This is a genomic window from Desulfomonile tiedjei DSM 6799 (assembly GCF_000266945.1).
In the GTDB taxonomy this organism is placed as follows: Bacteria; Desulfobacterota; Desulfomonilia; order Desulfomonilales; family Desulfomonilaceae; genus Desulfomonile; species Desulfomonile tiedjei.
Genome location: NC_018025.1, coordinates 4,036,830 through 4,059,755 on the forward strand (window position 1 = coordinate 4,036,830; position 22,926 = coordinate 4,059,755).

At 48.6% G+C, this 22,926-nt stretch carries 16 protein-coding genes; 4 read left to right on the forward strand and 12 right to left on the reverse strand.

Annotation, left to right across the window (positions count from 1 at the left end; genetic code table 11):
- Positions 1-8: 8 nt before the first annotated feature.
- The 3 genes from DESTI_RS17130 to DESTI_RS17150 all read right to left on the reverse strand — a co-directional run bounded on the left by DESTI_RS17130 (position 9) and on the right by DESTI_RS17150 (position 2,228).
- On the reverse strand, positions 9-359 hold the full coding sequence (locus DESTI_RS17130) for a hypothetical protein (protein WP_014811232.1): 351 nt from the start codon (positions 357-359) through the stop codon (positions 9-11).
- A gap of 663 nt (positions 360-1,022) precedes the next feature.
- A complete protein-coding gene (locus DESTI_RS17140; protein ID WP_014811234.1) occupies positions 1,023-1,748 on the reverse strand; it encodes a DUF1016 domain-containing protein in 726 nt (241 codons plus the stop codon).
- 216 nt (positions 1,749-1,964) lie between these two features.
- Positions 1,965-2,228, reverse strand: coding sequence for a hypothetical protein (locus tag DESTI_RS17150; RefSeq protein WP_014811236.1), 264 nt, complete (start codon positions 2,226-2,228; stop codon positions 1,965-1,967).
- Between the two features lie 308 nt (positions 2,229-2,536).
- On the opposite strand from DESTI_RS17150, the gene DESTI_RS17155 reads away from it, so the two are divergent.
- Both DESTI_RS17155 and DESTI_RS17160 read left to right on the forward strand, forming a co-directional pair.
- Complete coding sequence (locus DESTI_RS17155) at positions 2,537-5,596, forward strand: type ISP restriction/modification enzyme (protein ID WP_014811237.1); 3,060 nt, start codon at positions 2,537-2,539, stop codon at positions 5,594-5,596.
- A gap of 124 nt (positions 5,597-5,720) precedes the next feature.
- Positions 5,721-6,749, forward strand: a complete 1,029-nt coding sequence (locus tag DESTI_RS17160) for a hypothetical protein (RefSeq protein ID WP_157212191.1) — start codon at positions 5,721-5,723, stop codon at positions 6,747-6,749.
- Here the strand turns inward: DESTI_RS17160 and DESTI_RS17165 are convergent.
- The 5 genes from DESTI_RS17165 to DESTI_RS17190 form a co-directional block, all read right to left on the reverse strand.
- Positions 6,744-8,105, reverse strand: coding sequence for an IS701 family transposase (locus tag DESTI_RS17165; protein WP_014808181.1), 1,362 nt, complete (start codon positions 8,103-8,105; stop codon positions 6,744-6,746). The two genes, DESTI_RS17160 and DESTI_RS17165, sit on opposite strands and share 6 nt — an antisense overlap.
- Before the next feature lie 382 nt (positions 8,106-8,487).
- Complete coding sequence (locus DESTI_RS17170) at positions 8,488-9,507, reverse strand: HNH endonuclease (RefSeq protein WP_014811239.1); 1,020 nt, start codon at positions 9,505-9,507, stop codon at positions 8,488-8,490.
- A 367-nt stretch (positions 9,508-9,874) separates the two neighbouring features.
- Complete coding sequence (locus DESTI_RS17180) at positions 9,875-11,128, reverse strand: tyrosine-type recombinase/integrase (protein WP_014811240.1); 1,254 nt, start codon at positions 11,126-11,128, stop codon at positions 9,875-9,877.
- Positions 11,119-11,433 (reverse strand): helix-turn-helix domain-containing protein, encoded by a 315-nt coding sequence (locus DESTI_RS17185; RefSeq protein ID WP_014811241.1) that lies wholly within the window; start codon positions 11,431-11,433, stop codon positions 11,119-11,121. The genes DESTI_RS17180 and DESTI_RS17185 overlap by 10 nt, the downstream gene beginning before the upstream one ends.
- Positions 11,434-11,584: 151 nt before the next feature.
- On the reverse strand, positions 11,585-12,115 hold the full coding sequence (locus DESTI_RS17190; RefSeq protein ID WP_014811243.1) for a hypothetical protein: 531 nt from the start codon (positions 12,113-12,115) through the stop codon (positions 11,585-11,587).
- An 898-nt stretch (positions 12,116-13,013) separates the two neighbouring features.
- Here DESTI_RS17190 and DESTI_RS17200 point away from each other — a divergent pair.
- Together DESTI_RS17200 and DESTI_RS17205 are read left to right on the forward strand one after the other, a co-directional pair.
- Positions 13,014-14,060 (forward strand): hypothetical protein, encoded by a 1,047-nt coding sequence (locus tag DESTI_RS17200; protein WP_014811245.1) that lies wholly within the window; start codon positions 13,014-13,016, stop codon positions 14,058-14,060.
- Between the two features lie 229 nt (positions 14,061-14,289).
- Positions 14,290-16,029, forward strand: a complete 1,740-nt coding sequence (locus DESTI_RS17205) for a DNA polymerase (RefSeq protein ID WP_041286281.1) — start codon at positions 14,290-14,292, stop codon at positions 16,027-16,029.
- 1,385 nt (positions 16,030-17,414) lie between these two features.
- On the opposite strand, the gene DESTI_RS17215 is transcribed toward DESTI_RS17205, so the two are convergent.
- The 4 genes from DESTI_RS17215 to DESTI_RS17235 form a co-directional block, all read right to left on the reverse strand.
- Complete coding sequence (locus DESTI_RS17215; RefSeq protein WP_014811247.1) at positions 17,415-17,726, reverse strand: hypothetical protein; 312 nt, start codon at positions 17,724-17,726, stop codon at positions 17,415-17,417.
- A gap of 9 nt (positions 17,727-17,735) precedes the next feature.
- The gene (locus DESTI_RS17220; protein WP_014811248.1) at positions 17,736-18,515 is read right to left on the reverse strand and encodes a RecB family exonuclease; all 780 of its coding nucleotides are present in this window, start codon (positions 18,513-18,515) and stop codon (positions 17,736-17,738) included.
- Between the two features lie 296 nt (positions 18,516-18,811).
- Entirely contained in the window at positions 18,812-19,492 is a 681-nt protein-coding gene (locus tag DESTI_RS17225; RefSeq protein ID WP_014811249.1) for a hypothetical protein, read from the reverse strand.
- 1,089 nt (positions 19,493-20,581) lie between these two features.
- Positions 20,582-22,618 carry an ATP-binding protein gene (locus tag DESTI_RS17235; RefSeq protein ID WP_211213689.1) on the reverse strand — a complete coding sequence of 679 codons (2,037 nt, stop codon included), beginning with the start codon at positions 22,616-22,618 and terminating at the stop codon, positions 20,582-20,584.
- Between the last annotated feature and the right edge of the window lie 308 nt (positions 22,619-22,926).

Consider the following 22,926-nt stretch of genomic DNA (forward strand, 5'->3'; position numbering starts at 1 on the left):
ATAATTCTTCAATCGCTTCGCTTCAATTGCTCCACTACATCGTCAGGGCTTCCGATATAGATCCACAGGAGCCATTCCACTAGCTGGGAAAGATTTCCTCCTGTGCGCAACCGTTCCTGCCTTGCCTTATTCATGGCTCGGTCCAGGATGATTTCATTCACTCTGATTCCCGAGTTCTTCGTTTTTCCGAGGAACACGGGCCTGCGCTCAATTGCGTTCAGCGTAGTCGCTTCCCTGGCCTTCCACCATTCAATGATCTCTTTCAGCGTTGCGGTTTCGTCCAGTAACCACTCTGGTAATGGCGGTTCATCAAGGGGTTTTCTCGACTTTCCAGATTGGGCTGATTTCTTTTCCTTCATTCATCTCCTCCCTATGGCTTTGATCGAGTGCGGTGCCTCTTTCAATAGCCCACCAAAAGCTTGGGGATATCCAAATTACTGCTGTGGTAGGAGATTACCAGGTAAGATGCCAATTGGTCAAGAATTTAGTAGAATAGAGCTACCATGAGAATAGTGAGAGGGATTGCCACGGGAAAGAATGAAGAGGAATCTGTACGAGAAACGAGGGACAGGCATAAGCCAGACAAACCCTGGCGTGCGCACAAGGGTAATTGTCGCTGCCGCTCAAGTCCAATTGTCGTCGATCATACGGAAACAGTGATGACTTCAATAAGGTGTTTAGCAGTGATCATGGGGCCGTATCGAGACCAATTCTCGAACATGCTAGACGTCTGGCATGTTGGACAAGGCTATAAAGGCGCTTATTTACTGGTAAAACTGTGGAACGGATATCGACGGGAGCACAAAATTCGGTTGGTCCCGAACTCATTGCAGTCGCAAGAAGTTTGGATGCATGGGCACAATGGCAGACGATTTCAGGGCCTTATTTAGAACTTATCATGAGGTTGTTCTGAGCCTGATTTTTGAACATGCCCGACGTCTGGCATGCTACTCCGAGGTTCTGGAGGGCTTTTGGGGATAAAAACGTGCCCCAAGGAGGCTTTGGGGCACGGGTCGGAAACCTTACGCCATTTCGGGCTCGGGTTCACTCAATTCAATACGTACAAGGCGCTTCTTGGCTGCATCGAGGAGGTCAAGCTGCTCCATGAGCCTCGGCCTCGTCTTGTCGATGGTTTTGATGAGCCTTATCCGATCCTCGGATTCCAGTTCTTCCTGAAGGAGGATGGAATCCATCAGCATCTTTTTGGCTTCCTCATCACCATAGTAAGCCAAGGGATTCTCCAACATTTTCCTCAAGTCTTTCATTCTTCCGCCATACACCTTGGCCTTCTTCGTCTCATAGACTTTTTCGGTAAGTCTCCTTACCGACCAGGCCCCCTTGCTGGCCTTTTCCGCAAGATCGTTGCGGGTCTTTTCATCGGTCACCCGCAACAACAGTGCGTAATGAGAAAGAGTGAGGTTGGAGCAATCCGCCTTGAGATCAGTGAGGGTTCGCTTGAGATCCGCAGCTCTCACCCACCCGCCGAGAGTCCTCCTATCGACCATCAGGTCGGGATGCTTACTGACATCCACCAGCGACTGACTCTTGTACGGATTTCGAGAAACCGCATCACCCAATCTACCCTGAAAAAGCTCATCGAGTATGTACTCGCCGATTTCCATCTTTCCGACTTCAACGGTATTGACTGCCCGAAGGTTTATTCCTTTGACAATCCCGTCGATGTCGATCAACACAGAAGAATCGGATTGCGGATTCTCAGGGTTACCCTCAGTGGTTGTATTTTTCATTGCAAAACTCCAATAATTACATATAAAACTCCTTTGTTGAATGTCCGAAGCTGACACGGATCAAGCCGTTATCAGCCCAGACGCTAGTTGTGACGTCCTCCACCGCATCCTCGGAGCCATCTTCGTAATCCCTTCGGGTCACTCTGACAGCCGTGGGGATGCAAGCCTCCGTGTGGAGGTTGACAAATTGTTCGCCGCCTTTCGGTGACATGGTGATCAAGGTATGCACGTCTCCACCAGTGTCAAGTGGGCATGACAAAAAGAAATCTTCACAAAACATTGCACGTAATGATCTTTTTGATATGAATGCCGAAATCCTCCACAGCAAAGAAGCATGTAAAGAAATAATTCGCAGAGCTGCTTCTTTTGGACTGCCCTGCAATCAAAAACCCGAGTCACCTCCTCTCCCGCTATGTTGACAATGGTGATGGTCAATGAGTCAATCACGGCGATTGCCATCTTGATGAGGTTACTGGACATTTCGGGACCACCGTTGGAACATACGCATGTACGGAATGTTAAAATGCAACCGATCGGGGTCTTGGCATAATCCTTGCATGGAACCCCTGAGCACGAAGTGGAACCACGGCCACGAAGAAGAAACGGGCCAGGAATTTCTGTGGACAGAGTTCCATGGTGGGCATCAGCGGGTTTGTTCTCTGCGTCGGCTCCGAATCAGGGGTCGATCAATCTAGGAGCCAACGGAACGAACAAATAGCTTGTTATTTCCAGCCAATGGACGTATTCTCCGTTCCTGAGATGCAGAAATTAAGGGAGACTGCCTGTCTATGCCGACGCTCGATCTCAAAACGAACCACAAAGCCGTGAAGGAATACTACGCAGGGCTCGAAGAATTTCACCGCCTCGGGGTTATCCATGAAACGGCTGTCCGTGCTGCGTTCCAAAGGCTCTTGGAGCATTGTTGCAAACAAACCAAGTGGACTTTCGTCGGCGAGTACAAATACCTCAGGAAGGGCCAGAGACCGCTCAGCGTTGACGGGGCGGCAGTTGACGGCTTCAAAATCCCGCAGGCTTATTGGGAGGCCAAGGATACGCAGGATGACCTCCCGAAAGAGGTGCAGAAGAAATTCGAGAAAGGCTATCCCAGGAACAACATCGTTTTCCAGAGTCCCGACAGGGCCATCCTTTGGCAAGATTCCCGTCAAATACTTGATGGAGACATCACCAAACCTGATACCCTGGTCTATGTCGTAAAGGAACTGTTTGCTTACCAGCCCCAGAGCCAAAGGGATTGGGAAGCAGCTGTTGAGGAGTTCAAGCAAGACATACCCGCAAGTGCGGCCAAGCTGGTCGAACTCATCGAGACCGAACGCAAAGACAACAAAAGCTTTGTGAAAGCTTTCAACAGCTTTTCTGAAGTGTGCCGCTCGTCCATCAATCCCAACCTGTCAGATGCCGCCGTAGAAGAAATGCTTGTTCAACACCTGTTGACGGAAAGAATCTTCCGCAAGGTTTTTCACAACTCCGAATTCACGGACCGCAACATCATTGCTCGGGAAATTGAACGGGTCATCCATGCTCTCACATCAAGAAAATTTAGTCGAGAAGAGTTCCTGAGGCCGCTGGATCGTTTCTATGGGGCGCTTGAACGCAGGGCCGAGACCCTTGATGACTACAGCCAACAGCAGACCTTCTTGAACACAGTGTATGAGAAGTTCTTCCAGGGTTTTGCTGTCAAGCAGGCAGACACTCACGGTATCGTGTACACCCCGCAGCCCATTGTAGATTTCATGGTTCGCTCTGTGGAGGAAATCCTGAAAAGAGAGTTCGGGAAGAGTCTGAGCGACGAAGGGGTGCACATAATCGATCCCTTCGTGGGCACAGGGAATTTCGTTACACGGATCATGCGGGAGATGAAGAAGACTTCCCTGCCTCAGAAATACTCCCAGGAATTGCACTGCAACGAGGTGATGCTGCTCCCATATTACGTGGCATCCATGAACATTGAACACGAGTATTATGAACGGACGGGAGAATACAAGCCTTTCGAGGGTATCTGCCTTGTGGACACCTTTGAGCTAGCGGAAAGCAAGCAACTATCCTTCATGTTCACACAGGAGAATACCGAGCGGGTAGAAAAGCTCAGAAAAACCAAGCTATTTGTTATTATTGGGAACCCTCCGTACAATGCCCATCAATTAGACGAAAACGACAAGAATAAGAATCGTAAGTACAAGACCATGGACAAAAGGGTCGCAGAGACATATTCGAAAGATAGCTTGGCAACCAACAAGAACGCCTTGTCCGATCCATACGTGAAAGCTATACGTTGGGCGTCAGATAAAATCCTTGAGAGTAGAGAGGGAGTCGTAGCCTTTGTCTCGAACAGCAACTTCGTGTCGGATTTCGGCTTCGATGGAATGCGTAAGCACCTGCTCGAAGACTTCGATCTTATCTATGTTCTTGACCTTGGCGGGAACGTCCGAAAGAACCCTAAGATTTCTGGAACGACGCATAACGTTTTTGGAATACAGGTTGGTGTTAGTATTAACCTTTTTGTTCGTTTGCAGAATCACGGCAGCGGAAGATTCTTCTATTCTCGTGTAGATGATTTCTGGAAAAAGGAGCAGAAATTTTCCCTCCTGGAATCCTGTGGAGCATTTTCAGCTGTGAAGTGGGAAGAGATGTCTCCTGACGGCAGACACTCTTGGCTCACGAGCGGAATGCAGCCTGACTTCCCTGATTTGTTACCCATGGGAACAAAAGAGACGAAAGCAGGAATGGGAAATTCCCTCTTCAAGCTGTTCAGTTCTGGCATAAAGACAAATCGGGACTCGTGGGTCTACAATTTCGACGAAACACGGCTTTCTGCAAACATTCGCAGGATTATAGAGACTTACAATGACCACGTAATTCGATGGAGCAGCAGTTTTCCCAGGCCAGACGTGGACAGCTTCGTCGAGGAGGACGTGTCCAAAATCAGTTGGTCCGAGGGTCTCAAGACCTCCTTGCAGAGGGGAAAGGTTGTTCAGTTCCGTGATACGTCCATTCGTAAGGCTCATTATCGCCCGTTCACCTCGATGAGATTGTACCTCGATCCTATTCTCGCAGAACGATGCTATCGAATGCCTATAGTCTTTCCATCATCTCATACGGAAACTGAGAACCTTGCTATTTGCGTCGGCGCTTATGGACGTAAGGCATTTTCTGTGCTGATGGTCGATGGCTTCCCAGACGTGAATTTCTTTGGAGATCCTCATCAGGTCTTCCCGTTGTTCACTTACTCGGAAGATGGGTCGGATCGACGTGAGAACATCACAGATTGGGCAACAGAACAGTTCTCATCATCTGTAAAAGGCAAAGTTAATAAGAGGCAAATCTTCCATTACATTTACGCTGCTCTTCACTCTCCAGAATATCGGGAAAAATACCAAGCCAATCTCAAAAGAGAGCTTCCACGGATACCTGCGCCGAAAACCATTGACCAGTTCTGTGCGTTCGTGTCGGCAGGCGAACGACTGGCAGATTTGCACATCAATTACGAGTCCCAGCCCGAACACCCTCTTGAGAAAATAGAGAATCCCGACAAGACCCTTAACTGGCGGGTGGAAAAGATGAAACTGACGAAGGACAAAACAGCCATTGTCTATAACGACTTTCTTACCCTTGCAGGCATTCCTCCAGAAGCCTTTGAATACAGGCTTGGCAATCGTTCTGCATTGGAATGGATCATTGACAGGTACCAGGTACACACGGACAAGAGGAGCGGCATTGTCAACGATCCGAACCGAGCAGATGACCCGCAGTACATTGTGAAGCTGATTGGGAAGATTATTACAGTGAGCCTGGAAACGATGAAGACCGTGAAATCTCTGCCCCAACTGTGAGGCTGTGGACACAATGTGCGAATCAAGAATGAGACTGTTTGACGGGGTTGAATCTCTTGGCGACAGAACCATTTTGTACAATGAGTCGGGTTTCGATTATCTTCAAGGTTCTGGTCGTCCAGAAATGATTCGAGTCAAAGATCTTCTTGAGTCTTGGTTCTCGGATTACCCTGACGAAAACAAGGAAGCACTGCGCAAACGCTTGCGTGGAGAAAAGCAGAACGGTCAGAAGCACAAACTTAGTCTGCGGCGTTCGAGCTTTCAGCAGGCCTTTTTCGAGCTGTACGTCTACACTTTGCTCCGAAGACTTGGCTGCAACGTGGTGGTTGAGCCAAACATAGGCCATATTCAAGGCAAAGACACGTCTCCCGACTTCTTGGCGACGAACGACTCCACAGGTTATTCATTCTATGTCGAGGCCACTGTTCAGACGGATGGCCGAGCTCAACAGTATGATGAGTTCGAGAGAGAAATCAAAGCCACGCTGGATCAGCTCAGATGCCCCGATTTTATAGTATGCATAGATCAATTTCGGATTACATCAAAACAGTGGACGCCTTCAACGAAACGACTTGCTCGGTATGTTGAGAAACGGCTATTAGAACTTAGGGCGGAGCCTTCTGCACGAGCTTTTGGCCCATTGACCTTTCAAGGTCATGGTTGGCGGCTGACCTTCCATTTTGAATCGAGGTCCGAACAAGAACTTTGGGTAAAGCCCACTCGTTCATTGAAAGAAACTGGTTCTACGAGAGCCGTATATGATACGGAAAACATACGAAAGGCCATCAAAGATAAGGCTTCTCATTACGGATACTTGAACCACCCATTCATAATAGCCATAAATGTAAGAGAACACTTAGTCACGCCAGAAACGGTTTTCGAAGCCCTGTACGGCTCCGTGAAACATGTTTTCAATGTCGTGCCACACGAAGGTAGAGTCATTGGTGATCTGGAATTCAGCCATTTCCAGCCCAAATACAACGGTGCTTTTCGTGCTCGTGGCAGGCAGCATACAAGGGTCAGTGCGGTATGGGTTGCGAGCAGTCTATTCGGTCCATCCGCAATTGGTTCAGCAGATATGTACCAGTTCGAGAATCATTTTGCAGAGGACCGATTCCAGCCTAATTTCCCGTGTCTTCCCTCATGTCTATAGTTTCGCGATTCTTGCATGGTCGAGTCCGCGCGTGGAGCGCGGGCCGTTGAGTTTTTCGAACTTATTGATTCGGCTGGCTTTCGAATAAATTCTCAGCGAGAAATGACTCCTTCGAGCTGCTGCCAGCATGTCTGAAAAGGTGAACGACTTTTTCCGGCAGTACCAGGGAGCCGGGTCGGCAACGAGGTTCTTTGCAGTGACGAATTGCCCAACGAACCAAAGCACTACAAAGCAGTAGGCCCAGTAAGCAAACATAGGGGCACGGGTTACCGAGGTCTCTTTCCGACACTGAGGTTCAGCCGCACCCAGGAGGTTCTTGGTCTCTCGATTGGTCATCTCAATGCTAAAGCGTGCAGCGTAGCGCTCGATAATCTGCTGTGGTGCAGCCTGAGGGTCCGTATCGAAAAACACCATATTGGCATGGTGGCCGGCCGGGTCATGGCACAACACGATCGAAAGAGGCTGTTGCCCTGCGCTATGATACCATAGCGCCGTGAACTGATGTATCAGGAGCTTAGTTTGTTTTCCATAGCAGAAGACCCTAATCTCATTCCACCCCAGATTGGGGTCCTGGAACATCGTTTCCAGGGAGGGCAGTCGAGCGCCTCTCTTGCGAGGTCTGCCCATCACTGTAAATGGAGCAGGTTCCAGCACAGCGAACAAAGCTGCATCCTTTCTCAGCCTCCCTGTAATGTGCACATTCTTGGGTCGTGCTTTGAGGATGGTATCGCAGCAGTATCCCAGGTCGAACACAATTCTCAGTCTTTCTCCCTCTTGGAGCCATGAATGAGTCAGATTTATAAGATCCAATCCAAGTTCGGGTTTTGTCTTGTAGGGCAGGCTCTTGGGATTAAACTTGGCCTTTGGCGGCCACCAAAGGCGGGCAGCGTATGGCAGACAAAACATGCGATCGCTGATGCCGGGAAGGCGAATCGCCAGTCCTATGATGACAAAGCACACTCCATACCCCTTTTGCTTAGTATGCTTTGGGAGTGAACCATCATGCTGCCAGCCCGCGCCACAGATCTTCTTGCCAGTGTGCTTGTTCAAGGTGTCGTCAATCACCACAAGGATCTCGATCCCTTCTGCAATCAGCGTTTCTACCAACATTCTGAAGACGAAATAGGAGACAAAGTCAGTCTCCCATCGTCCCTTGCCGAGGAATCGGTAGATGCTGGCGAAGTGCTTGGATTCATGGAGTCTCATGGTCAGAATCACCTGGCTGATAGTGTGCTTGCCCATAGTGAGCACCCAACCGACCACCAGCGCAACGAAGATACGGAAACTCGGTGCGCTGAAACACGCTCTGAAATGAATCTCGTCAATCCCGAACGGATCTGGTATAGATCTCTTCAACTGGCGTTCCTCCTTCCCAGAATCTTTCACAAAACCGGGTATGTGCGGAACGCCTTATTTTTTCAAGGATTATCTCACCATCTAACCGTCCAGAATACAAAAAGGGCGAAACTATAGCTCATGTTATATCGATGATAAAGGAGAACTGGCAGTACGCCCTGGGTTGACTCCGCAACAGATACTCGGGATTGAATCTTATTGGCCCGAAGATAAGCCACGTCCCAAGATCGATTTTTCAAAATGGTTCTGCAAGTAGAATGCCCGTAGAAACTGGTGTCCGTCGTCGCCAGTTGGTTTCAATTGGGGAGACCGAATTCCGAGTGGGGCATATATGGCCCAGTGGATGACCACAAATCCTGTGCCCTCTTCAGAGGTTCTCACCCTAATTACCCGATCTTGAAACTACTCCTTGCAAGGGAGTCGCCAAACACTTACCTGTCTTTGCGTCTATATCGACTCGGCGTGGAATAAAGACCTGATAAGCAGAACGGTTGTGAGTTAGCGTTATGCAGGCCTCAATCACATTAAAGATCTTTATTACGCAAACCAAATCATTTCCTGAATAGCAGATACGGGCCATGTGAGAGGATCCCAGAGCGCTAAGCGGCCCGTCAAAGACGGGTATGTGCCTCAAAGAGATTATGCTGTTGACAGCATCTTCGCATGCCGACGAAGGCTCGATGACGAAACGTCGGAGTGTTTCACCACACGGGTCCTCCATGTAGTCTCGTCCAAGCCATTCACACGCTAACTCATAAGCAATCTTGGCCACAGCACGCTTGCAATGCACGGCATCGATGTCTTCCGAAAGTGCAACCAGATTCGGTTCGGCCTTCACCATTCTGCCCCGAAACCCGATTTTTCGATCGCTCGTTAACAGGCATTCAACCCCATCTGGGTGTTCCCTGAGGTATTCGCATAAATGCGAGATGTCTTCAGGGGGCGGGGCGGGGAGACCTTCCTTCTCGTAAAACGATCGGATTCGGGACTCGATACTGCCCACATCTTCAGGATCGTAGATAAATGTCCGCCATTCGGCACCGTCATTTGTTGTTGGAGGGGCACATTCTTTGGGAACAACTCGTGGATGCAAGCCGCCTTCTCTTTTGTCATATGTCAGTTTAACCTTAATGTCTTCTTTGTTGTCGGTTGAGCTTTCCACCAGCTCTCCAATGAAGGGTCTTATGTTGCCTTTTTGTCCCACCAAGCCTAAGTGGGATCTGATCAATCGTATCAGAGGATGATCAGTTATTGCGGGATCGATCCTCTGTCCTAGTTCTGAGTTGCAATCCCTGCAGACACTTTTTTCAATCTTAAAGGAGCCGCCGATGGCCATAGGAAACACGTGCTCAGTAGAGAACTGGTCTTCTGGTTTTTCGATATTGCAGAAAATGCACTTCATCCATGCCTCCTGAAGAAAGATAGGTCATGAGGCCAGTTTCTTTGAAGGGGTGCCGTAGGAAGACTATCCGAATGTGATCTGGAACAAGGAGAAGGTCAAGAAAATTGTGCAGAAGAGAACAGACAGATCTCGTCGAGGAAGGGCAGTCTACGACCAAAATCTTTTGGCACTTTTTTGGCCCCTTTTGGCCCCTCGATGGTCAGTGACGGACCTTGATGGATTTTGATAGATGTTGATTTTACAAGGGAATCTCGGCAAGACGGCTCTGGGATTAGCTGGTTGTAAGCCTTCACACGGCAGGGGTCGGAGGTTCAAATCCTCTCCCGCCTACCAGTTAACTAGTTGTAATCATTGAGATGAGGTCGTGTCACCCCACGGCCTTTTTTCTTTCCTCCGAGTTTTCCCGTGACTTTCCCGTGACTTTTTTCGGGAGACTATCGGGATGGGCCTTTTCGGCAATGTCCAGTTCGGTCCATCCGTGGTCGAAAGTCATGGAGTCCACAGCATCCAAGAGCACTTGGTCAGACACCCTGATGTACCGATCTTGAACGGAGCGTTCCCCAGAGTGGCCGACGATAAGATTTCTCACCGCCGGGTCCATCCCCGAGCGTTGGGCGTTGGTCTTCCATGTATGCCTGAGATCACGTCTCTGAAGGCCCTTGAGACCAGTAGCCTTAATCGCATTGTCCCAAGCCTTTCGCACCATGAAACGATCAATGGGATCACTTTGCGGACCACGGTGCTTCTTGTATCGTCCACCATAGGCAAAGATCAGTCCTATTGCTCGGACCACTTTTCCGTCATCGCCACGTCTGAGAGTTTCGAGAAGCTCAAGCGGTTCCTTCCGCAACGGTACTCTCTTAGGCCGTAACCTGACTTTTCTTTCGCTCTTGCCCTCTTTGGTCACGTCTGGGGGCAGTACCAACATTCGACGTTCAGGTTTGTACATTTCCCATCTCAGGTTTACGACCTCTCCGAATCTCATGCCCGTGTAGTACATCATCTCAAGAACGTCCCGAATCCACCCAGAGTGCTCCAGCAGGCGACTAAAGTCCTTCCAAGACAAATAGGTATCTCGCTGGTTTTCGGGCAGTCGCTTGATCATCGTACAAGGGTTGAAGTCCAGATTCTCCAGTTCCACTTGCAACCGCATTACCCCAGACAAGACGGAAAGTTCCCTGTTGACGGTTCCATTCTCAACTTTTTCCTGCCTAGCTCTTCGATATTCCCTCACCTGGGGGACTCGTATGTCTTTCAACCGAGGATTGTCCGTGAAGTGCTCGACCAAACGATCAATCGCTGATAGGTTCCGCTCCGAGCGATGCCGTGTGTCGGCTTCCAGATAAGCCGTAATTGCTTGCATAAGCGTGAGATCTTCTCCAGGCAGAGGCCGAGCCAATTCTGATGGCAAAGCCCAGCCCTTGTTCTCATGGGTGCGGATGACCCAAGCTTTTGCGGCTTCATCTAAGCTATCAAAACGATAGACTCTGAAAGCGCTTTTCACGTCTTTTTCAATCCTCTTGGCTTCGGCCAGGTTTTTCGCCTCGGATACCGTCTCCAAGCGCTCCTTTTTCCACTGAAAGTAAATCACGAAGCGTCCATTCTCGTTTTTTATTGCCACTGTTTGACCTCCTTGCGAAGGTCTTTCCACAATTCCCCTAAACTCTTTTTATCGCCTCCCTTCTTTTTCGGGATCGGGCTGGCTGTCCTTCTGCCAGCCTCTTGATGATTCACGGGGATGGGCTCGATCTTTTTCGACTTGCCCTCCACGAAATCATCCACGGCGTCGGCGGTGAATAATACCACCTTTCTCGACAATTTCACGCTTTCAATCTTATTCTCTCTCGCCCATTTCAACAACGTCCTCTTCTCAATTCTGAGCCTCTCGGCTGCCTCGGCAGCGGTTAGTAGTTCCTTTCCTGACAACTATCAGGACCTCCATGTGTACCCGCAGGAGTTTCTCCTGCTTTGGTGCGGATCATAAGACCCACCTTGTGCTCCGCTTCCTGTCGGAGGCAGTAGGAAGCGAAGCGGCGGCCTCAAATAATCAATGGCCGCTCAGAAGTCCACCGTTGCATCAGTTCACGCTGAACTTTGTTTTCCCGCCTACGATATTCTTCAGAAACTTATCGAGGCTGAGGCCCGCTTTCCTCAACTGATTGTAAAAGAATGAGGAAACAACGTAGCCTTTTGCAGGGACGTACATCAAAAAGCCTCTGAGATCGGGATTTTGGACATAGGCCGAATGTAGGAGATTCTCCAGCTCACTCTTGTTCATATTCAATTCGGAGCCAAGTTTTCCCGTGGGACAAAACGAGGCGCAAAGCTGGCTATCATCCAATACCCGAACATCTTCTCTAGGGGCGATATCTAATCCGATGCGATCGCATGCATATTGTATTGAATTACCAAATATTTCCATCCAATCTTCGCCCAATTCTTTCTTCGGGAAATGCTCCATAAATGATGCGATGAAATAGTCAACCGTTATTCCCGTGTTAGGATGAAATTCCACGAATTCCGTTGGAATAGCTCCCATAACTATCAGCAAGTTCACATCCGTTATCCGGTAATCGGTGCGTCCAAATAATTTGTCTTTCTTCTTCATTACTGTCGTTTTCCTTCTGAGTGCCGTCCGATGTCTTGAGAAAGAGCCCAAGCAGCACTCGTTTTTGATTAATGCCGTTGCACGTCAAAATTGTGAAATTATTTTGAGCTTGAGTTGATGTGAAGTGAAGCGGCCTTCAAGGACATGTCACCTGAAGGCCCGATCAGGAACGATTTAAAACGAAGAATCTGAATGCGCTAATGAAAGGAATTCTGCGGATTATGAAGTCTATCGGTATACTTTTGGTCGTATTTAGTTGTCGTATAACGTGCCAGCGTCGTTATGTGTGTTATGTATCCTGAGTTGCGAAAAGGTTCCTCATTTTTTTGTGCATAATGTCAGTTTTTGTATTCGCTAAAATATATGTTATACATAATAAATGAACATTTATTAAACATACTCACCTTTCCGTGAGCATCGGGCGGCTTCATTACCGTCACTTGAATTCTCAGTTTTTCATGAGCAAGAGGTCGGTCGTCGGTCGGACCTTGTTGAAAACCCGCATCTGGACTCATCAACCCCCTGACCAACTCCCTGCGACCAACCTTTATTTGAAGAAGGCGGTGGTCACGAGATTACTTCTGCAATATCCCAAAATCGCTCAAATCGCCTCCCAGGTGCCTTCCCGTCCATTTTCTTTTGCGGACACTCCTGAAGTGGGAAGAATCCGAACGGCAATGTTCATAAGTCCTTGACAATGTGAATACATTCGGCAACTTCTACTTATTATTTAATAATCTCACGAAACGGGTATGCTCGACTATTGCCGCTTCAAGAAAATCGCTCAGAATTGTTCTCAGGGCGTCTTAAGAACCAGCCTCAAGCATATCGGAATCCCGTTTCACTGGTCGGCCCGAAGTGGTAAGATTGTCCATGATCGATCCTATGGAGTCACCGCATGGAAGATTTTAAAGATTCGGCTCTCGATCCCGATGAATTCATACGAGCTTGGCACGAGTACGGCCTACGCTTTTCCGTTTTCGTTCCCGACCAGCAGCCCAAGCCTGACACGTGGGAACCCGACGTGCAGAAGTTCGATGAGAAGGGCCTCACGAATCCCCATTACTTGAAGCATTGGAAGTTCTTCGCCAGCACCAAGGACTTTCTCCGAGAGCGATACGCCGAACATAAGATTCTTCAAGGCCCCACGCTGTTCTTCGATTGTCTGGTGCCCGAATTCCAAGATCCGATGCGGTACGGGCGTGTAGAAGCCGAATCGGGGCCAGACTTTTATGAGGTCAAGGACACTTCAAAATGGTACGAGCGGGCCATCCGCATGGGAATCTTTGATTGGCAGATCGGATTTTCCTGTAGATCCGTGCTTTGTCAGCGGACTTGGTGTGACATGCACCGGGGGAACCCACATCGTATAAACCACGTAGACATCTACGGTCTTATGACCGTCTTTGAAAAGATTCCCGCCGTCACGGGTAAGTCTCAAGTTGCGAAATGGTTCGAGGTGAAGCTCGGTGATTTGAAGAGCACGGGAAAAAGGGTTAGCTCACGATGGCGGAGAAAGGTGGCCAAAGACGGATTTTACGCTTTAATAAAGAATTACGAGAACATGCGGACTCATCAGGTAAAAGAGATGATCAGCCGCCTTCATTCTCTCATCACGGGAAGCCCAGTGGTAGAATGGCACCGCAGGCTGTTTGACGGCGATCACGCTTTCATTGCCGACAAGGCCGCATCCCATCTACACAAGATCAAAGGCCCAGCCGCAAAGGCATATGTATGGCTGTTGATCCGCCAAGAAGAATTGGCTCAGGACACTCGTGGACCGAAGCTGAACGTAAGCGATGCAGAGCTTGGGCAGGCCATTGGGGTCACGAAGACGACTGCGCAGAATTACCGTCAAATTCTCATGAAACTGAAGCTCATAGAGACTTCACGAAAAACAGTGGCTAAAATCAAACAGATAACTATCACGAAAGTGAAATACTAAGCGGATACTGCAACTTGTCACCCTTGACCATTTTATGATAGTATTTCGGTGGGTTGGGGATTTACATACCTATTAATAACTATAGCTATATTCTCTACTCCCTCTCTGCTCCCCTGCGCTACTCCTCACTACCCTCACGAACTTTATATTATTATTCAAGAGAATTCCTGTATAATTATTCCCCTGTTTAAGCACAGGGTTATGAATCCCCGATTATGAGAACGGTTTTATGACTAGGTTTACGGCTCCCGAACATCTTATCTCGAATTTAGAGTCCAGCAGTACCGTGGCTCTGACGGCTCCCGTATTCATGAAGGACCGAGTACTGATCGGCTTTGCTCTATCGGATACTGAAGCCCATTGTTTGGAGCTGGGGATTAATGAATTCAAGTCCTTGTGTACATCAATGTACCGTGTCGATGGGCACAGTCGTTTCGATATCGAAACAACTGCCTTTCACGGGCTCAAGAGGATTTGGGAGTTCCTTGACGAAATGGGCTTAAACTCGGTCGAAGAAGCTCCCAACGCTTTGAACCTCAAAGGAATACAAGACACTCGCTTGATGGCGTACCTGCTTGATCCCGACTCATCGCAGGAAGTTAAGTTCGGGGACAATCAGGTACAGGAAAAGTTGACCTTTGCCCATGTAGCGCATCGGTATCTTGGCCGTGATTATCCTTACAGGATTACGGACATTTATGATAAGGCTTCATGGGATCTCGCCGCCGAGATGCTTGCCTATGATGCGGGCCTGATCTTCGAATTGGCCGAGAAACTGCCTACCCTTATGTCTCATGATCTCCAAAAGCTCTATAATCAGATAGAGTTGCCGCTCATGCCGCTATTGGACAACATGCGACGGGTCGGGATCGGATTCGACGGCGAAAAATGCGGGGAACTGATAATAGAGACGGAACGTGGAATGGCTGCTCTGGCCGCCGACATCACTGGCGGTGAATCTGTAGATCTGTCTTCGAATGAGTCTGTTTACGACTTCTTAACCGCCAAAGGCGTGCCGGTCCGATTGGCTCCCGCTCAAGTCAAGCGTGGGTTGAAGAAGCCTCTGGGGCAGATCGCCCATAGTGACCCGCTCATAAGGAAGATGCTGAGCTGGTGGAACAGGGGTGAGGATTTGGGGTTCCTCCGTCGATGGGCGGGCCATAGCCGCATACATCCCACATGGGGCCAAACACGTTCGGCTACTTCCCGCATTTATGCTCGCAGCCCAGCCGTACAAAACGTGAGCCGCAGATTGAGGGGACTCTTTGTCCCAAAATCAGGCCACGCTCTGATCAAAGCCGACTATTCGCAGGCTCAAATGAGGATCATCGCTCACCTTTCCGAAGATCCTGAGCTGATGCGTATATTTCGAGATCCGAACGGAGATGTACATATGGAAACATCCGAGCGCCTGGGCCTCAATGATCGTTCCGTAGCAAAGGAGATCAACTTTGCAATCTGTTTCGGGATGGGAGCGCCGGGGCTTTGCACGAAGATAAACGAGCTGAGACAGGATCAGGGTAGTACGGATTTCATTAATGGGGACACGGCCCGATCTTATATTAAGGGCTTCTACAGAAGGTTTCCCAAAGTGAAAGAATTCTTTGATCGGGAGTGGAAGAAGATGAAGAAACTCCCCTCAGACCAAAGGATCGTGCGGAGCCTTGCGGGCAGAGAACGTCATTTCCCAAGGTGGCCCACATTTGAGGTGGAACGGCAGTTTAGGGTTACATGGCCCCAGCAGATCGAAGCAGACTTGATTAAGACGGCAATGTTGCGACTGGACCGAATATTCCGACGACGCAGTATGGACGCCCGCATTGTCATGATGATCCACGACGCCTTGTGGGTTGAGTGCCCCGAAAAAGAAGCGGAGCAGGTCAAGCATTTGACGCAAAGGATGATGATCACCTCGGGGAAACTAAGGGTTCCGTTGGACGTGGATATACAAATATGCAAGATTGTCTAATAATATTGCCTGTGTATTCGATTCGAGTACGCCGAAACCGTATTGAATTTGTGAAAAGCAACCATCCTCAATCTGAGGCCAGGTGACCAGTCAACCGTATTCAATTTGAATACAGATGAAGACCAGAGCAGCCTCGGTGCGTCGATAGGTCGGAACAAAAAGTTCCCCCCTTGTTTTGGCCATCGCCGCTAATACCTGATATCCACTGCATTCCAACTTTGCCTGAAGCCGAAGGGGTCCTCAATTTGAGGACGGTTGAGCAACATAAGGCACGATCTCCAGATTACCGAGTGTGGAGGGGGCGTCAATTTGACGACCCCTTGAATTGAGGACAAAATGCCGTTCGGCCCAAGGTAGTTGGATATCCCCCCACCTCTTTCTGAAGGAGAAATAGTCGGGGCCGACCATCCCCCACGAGCCGACCGACCAAGCCAAGTCGGGTTTTATTGATAATATTGATCAGATGACCAACCGACCGACCTTTCCCGTAGATAAAGCAAGCATAAAAGAATGCGAGCGAATACTTACTCCATTTATTCTTCGGCTTTGACGTGTCGCTCGGTCAGTTCTTTTGCAACCTGTTGGCATTCCAAGAAGAAGTGTGCGACCGACCCGCCTATTTGTTTGGTCCCATGCGGAAAATCCCTTGGTCGGGACCGTGACCTCTCGGACAATACCCAATGCCGAGGAGACCAAGTGGAATGACCGAAACTATTAGGAAGTACATCAATGATTTCGAACTAATGACCAACCGACCGACCTCTTTGGTAATAGAAGATAAAGCTGAGCCGAAATGTCGCTCCATGGACTCAATCATACTTTCTATGCAAAGGTCAGGTTGGTCGTAAAGTTCACAACTTGCCGAAAATAAGATGGAAAAGGCATGACCGACCTCAGTCAGATGGACGGTCATCACGGGATTTTTATCCTATCCTTTGCCTAATGAAGACTGAAGGATCAGCCAGCCGTCCTTGGGTTGAGTTCAGGAGATCGCTTTCCCTGAAAGGAAGCCGATGTGCCGATTGGTGGCTGCGGGTTTCTCTCGATTTCATATCGACTCTTTCCGAATGTTCCCACCGCACGTATCCGATAATTTCAAAATGATCGTTCAGAAGGTTAAGGATAGGATTTGGAATAAGTGGCTGATTTTGTGAATACTTGACGGGCTGGAACGCAATTGCGGCAAAAGCGTTTCGGTGCATGATTACGGCAGAAAGGCCAAAAATTGCAAGTACCGAACGGTGAAAAACAAATGATGAATTTACATGGCACCGTCCTTGCATGGGAATTTCATGTCTTCCGATGCTACCGTCAAACCGAACTGCACGGAGAAATAGAGACCTTGGAGTCTCTATATGATTTCATATGATACGCACCCAGCGTTATCAGACGCCGTTTTCCGACTCCGTGTCGTTCGGCTGAACCAAACCTTCCCTGTTGAACTGCTCCTGCAGGGCGACTTCTGCGGCCTCCATACGTTCCGCCGCAGTTCGCAAAAGCGATTCAGTCCGTTGTCCCGCTTCGTCTATCCTTCTGAGAAGGCCGTTCATCCGCATAGCTCTGGCCTTGAACATATTGGCGGTTTGTTCCAGAAATGAGCCCACCACACCTGAGTCGGGCGGTAATACGGTTACGGCGGCCGTCGGTTGATAAGCCACTATGTCGGTCACATTACGAGGTTCCTTTATCTTCGCCATTTTACCCTCCTACCAATCCCGGCAATTCTTGGCCCAGGCGCATTGAATACAGCCCCAATCCTGCCTTGGAAAGAAAACTTCCTGTTGGATACCGTTCCAAACGCTGTAGAGCAGCCTCATGAATCGATGACGGTCATCCGCTGTGCGCCTGGTCTCATATCTCACCATCCCCGCCTCTTTGGTTTTAAGCAGCACGTCCAGCCGAAACGTCAGATCGTCAGGATTGAATCCCATGGATTCTGTAGCCAAAGCGTAGGCGGTCAGTTGCAGATTTGTATCAACATTGCTCTGAGAGAGCTTCTTTGAAGCCGTCTTCAAGTCAACCAGGGTGACGCAGCCATCATGCGATTCCTCAATCAGGTCGATGTACCCTTGAAAAGGAGGAAGGCCGCCCAGTGGTATCTCAAAGAACTCCTCCACTCCGATGACCTGAGAACCCGAATCAACGGAGTCATGAAAAACGGAGAGCATATTTCGGGCTTTCTCCATTAACGTGTTTTCGTTGTCGCCATTAAGGAATTTTACCCGTTCCGCCCGTCGCCACTCATCCCGATAGACATCAAGCAATTGATCTACCCTTAAGGGCTCCGCCTCAAGACGACCCTGATGGAATGCGGCTGCGGCTTCATGGATTGCCGAGCCAAAGACCAAGGCCGCCGTCGTGAAAGCGGGAGGGATGTCATCGACATATTTGAACCGATATTGGAGCGGGCAGCCCAGATAACAGTAAATTTGAGAATACGATAAGTGGTCGTGAGTCGTTTGAACTACTGCCTTTGCCAGTTCCATCGCAGCACCTCCATGTGCTTGGCAGGACGCACGTATAGCGTCCCGCCCGTGATGTGATTTCGTTTCTCGTTAAGTACTTTGGTGGTTACCGTGTCCTGCGCCTCAATTCACGAGTGCGGTTCTTCCAATAGTTCCTTTGATGAATCAGGCGTCTCAGCTCTCGGATAAGCTTCTTCTTGCGTGGCTTGGGCTTAGTGAACAATGTGAATCTGAACATAGTGGCTCCTTTCATGGGCGGAGGTGTGTACGCAGCTATAGCGTCCCCTCCCACTTTTGTTGGCATTTGTATTTTGGATTTAGGCGGCTACTTCTTGCTGCAAATAGCCAATCAACTGACTTGCGGCTTCACGGGGCAGGTCTTCAAAGCGGGATACGTTGAACGGATTAATGAGGGATTGAATGTCTTCGTCCGTATAATTCGCTTTGCGGCTTAGGGCGAACAAGGCTCTCACCTGCGCTGTCGTCGCTTTTCCATTGCCGCAACTTTGCATTTTGGGTCGGTGGGCCGCTGCTGACGCTTGTGGATTTGTTTCGGGTTTGTCACCATTGTTCTCTGAGATCAGTCCCCTGGGCTGTTTGTCAACGCCCTGTTCGTCGTTTCCCTCTGCGGCGGCTGTGACGTGTGAAACCTCTTCAGCACCCGTATATTCAACCCCAATCCCACCGAACCGCAGGGCTCTTGCTATGGCCCGAGTTTCAGCCAGTTCAACCAAAGAGTCGGCAAGCCTTGCGTCTCTCTGGCCTGACGCCGTTCCCGTGCCGTTGAACTTTCCCTTTTGGCTCTCCACGATTGCCTTCACGACAACAAAGTCAACGTCGAGCTTGACGATCTCGGTTTGAATGCTCAGGCGGTCGTTACCTTCGTGAAGAATCCGCAGTCTACCGCCTACGACGGGAAATACACGGGTTTGCCATTCATTGCCGACCTTCATTCGTCGGGTAACAAGCTCTTCGTCTCTGAATCCATTCGTGCTCATGTGATTGTTCCTTTCGTATGTGCTCGGGGATGGTTATAGCATCCAGACGAAAACCGTGAGGACCAAGGCCCACTCAGCGACAGTCTTAACGATCCGCCAAACGGCGGCGGGGCCAATCAGGTAGATTATGGCCGTTGTGCCCGCAGTAACGACGATCAGTTTATCAAGTTCATTCATGACGGTGCCTTACCTTTCTTCTTGAGATGTTTCAAGATTTCCATGATGGCCTCTGTGGCCGCAACGAGAACGACGACCAGCACATCACTCCACGTCTTTTTCATTGTGGTCTCCTTTCCAGTGTTCTGTTCGGTACGTACGCATGTTTATTCATTTCCATTCTAATAAGACCCACTATACCCTTAAATATAAATTAGAATTCTTGAAGGGGTAATTTGAAGAAAAGAGGGCGGGCATGCAAATGAAAGCGCACGGACACTGTAGGAAAGTTCAGTGATTAGCTTGCAGGAACGTCAACTTGTGGGCGAAAACATGAAAAAGAGACCAAGTATTGAGGAAAGATGATCTGACGGTGCAAAAAGGCCGCTTCTTAAGCATGATTCTCTGAAAAAGACTCATATCTCAGTTGATCCGAATGCCCCCGAGAAGTGGATTTGGCTGATGATGACGGGAGGAACGATAAATAATTGTCGTTCTCTGCCTTGTATTTCCCAGAACGTACCGCCGTGGGATTTCGGTTGATTGTAGGCTCCATTCCTGAAGAAAGCCTCAAAAATCAGTCGTGGTCGTTGAATCAAGAAATAGGAAGTTCTCCCGCTTGTCGCCTGCAACATCAATCACTTTCTCTACTGGTTCGGTTGACCCAAATATGCGAAGTGCCCCATGGATACTGAAAACGAAGACCGCCCCTATACTAAAATCCAAAAAGTGATAGGAGTCCCATGGAAGAGGTCCTGGGGGAGGCGAAATTCCAGAATTGCTGGAGATCTAAGGATATGATGCATGGTTACTGAAAGTTCTTGTCTTACGATTCTGATTCCGCATGCACTGATCTGCTCAAGTTTCTGTTCGCCTCATCAATGCACGGCCTCCTTTTGGGCCAAAACAAAGGACGAGACCGCCCTTATGATCTCATACCCCAAGCTTGTGAAAAAATATCATATTTCTCATATTGGCATCTTTCAGAACCTTATCCCAACTGATCACTTCGACGTACAGATTAATGTTGTTATACCACTGAAACCATCCAAGATGGTCAGGCATAGGCTTGAAGTCCTTCTCCCGTTGTAGCCATTTCACTACTTTCTGCGTTAAATCACAAACGACATATCCGTAAAACGGTGTGTTATCGGAAATGAGAATAGCACGGCCTTCAGGCGTCTTGAAATCCCCGTCCTTTATTTGGATCACATACCTTACGATCTGCTCAACGGGGTCTTCCTTTGACGAAGGATTCACAAAATCATCACGCTGTGGCTTCTTGAATTCAAAGATGGTGACTGGATTCCCAGGTTCATTGTCGCCTCTGAATAAGACACGCTGATCGTAAGCCAGTAAGTCGGGTCTGGCCGAATTAGGTCCGTTCAAAGGCAAATCAGAAGAAATATATCTGGTAAAATTCAGGCGCTCATCCACCAGCCAGAGATTGTGTTCTTTGAACGGGGTTGTCTCGCTATCTTGTTTTCTTGGAAAAATAATATCGTGGACTAGTCCCTCGGACGAATAGCTTCCGTCCTGATTCAATTCCAAGCTTCTCTTGAACAACTCCAAAACATGTTTTCTGGATGCAATGTAATGGATAAGATCGTTCTTGCTGGTCCCAGAGATTCTTTCTACAATTTTCGTCACATCAGCCTTGTGGTCTTCGATGCTACTTTTCGACAACAGTTCATCGACTTCTCGTTTAATTGAAACTTCACTATTGAATTTGGCCGTCTGTAATGTGATTTCAATTTCTTCGCTTGAGGCCTTGAAAGGCAGGTCTGATAAATCTAGTTCTTTGAACGTTTCTCGATGCCAAGGAGCTTGTTCCTCAACATAGGACTCGACCCTCGCTCTCTTCTTTTCTTGCCTACCCTTAATGTCGTCGCCCATGGCTTTCTTGGCAATGTCTGATGCAGCTTTCTCTATTTCGTTTTGAGAAATTGCATACAGGAGATCTTGATCTCTATGGAAATCAAAACCGCCTCGTTCCAAGGAGACGTGGATGTCCAGGTATTGACCAAAAACGTAGGCTTTGATGATGTAATTTCTATTAGTAACACTATCGTCATTGTGTATTTCATCATAGAATTCATCGATGAATTCTGGAACATAATTATGTATCGGCGTATCTGTGACCTCTCGTTTATGGGCAACTAAGCTAATCTTGCTTTTGCGATTCCCTGGATTATAAAACTTGAATACTCTGGAAGAAAAATCATGACCTGAAATGTGAAATACTGACTCTGGAACCTTTATTTCCTTTATGAGGCTCGACAACCCGTTGTTGACATAATTATTCAAGGTGATCGAGTTGGAGCCGTCTTCCTCGGCTATCTCAATCTTAGGGCAGACATAATCTTGGGTTATAAAATAAGGCAACAGTCGTTCAACCAAATGTGTAGCAATGGTGTCGAGTTTTCTGTCAGGGAAATTACCATGTTTGATCGTGCGTAATCGTATTTTGCTGCCAGACGCTTTCGCATCTGATAGACTCACTCGTTCATCAATGATGATATCATGCTCCTTCCCCATGCGAAAAGTTCGTCTTTTGAACTTCTTGCTGTCCTTATAGTCACTTTCCACACTCAGGTCTTCAAAATATTTCAGACAGACAAACCTTCCGAAACCTTTTCCGCCTTCTGTCATTTTTTGAACTGAATAGAGCGTGTCGAACGATTCTCTGTTCTCGTCCGTGAATCCTATACCGTTGTCGACAATTGCAAACCCTTCAACCAATGGCGTGCTTCCGTCAGTTTCAAGCTGTTTCGAGCGTTCAACCAAGACGGTGATCTTGCCGTCTTTTTCTTTTTTGGATTCAATGGCCTGGATAGCATTCACAATCATATCAACTACAGGGGTGTAAATGGTCGTTCCCGATTTTATGTTTTCAACGGCACGCCTTATATTGATCTTACTCATGGCTCTCCCCGTCTTGAAGGCCGCAGCAGGCTTTTCCCAGTCCAACCCTTGTCCGACTCGAAGACAGTTTCCACGGTCTTTCTCTCCACGGTCCGTCGAACATAATATCTGACCTGCCTTTCAAGGACCAGAAAAAATTATGACCAAGCGACCGACCAACACGGAAATAATTGTGCATCCAGGCAAGAACGTTGCGAACATCGTTACATGACCTTGAAAGAACCGATTTAGAGCCCGGCATAAAAACGAAAAGAGGGCAGCCAGTTTGGCTACCCTCCCTCTGACGGGTCGGTCGGTCAGTCAGTCATCTCTAAGAGTCACGAGATTCGCCGCTATTTAGCTGGAGAAAGGAA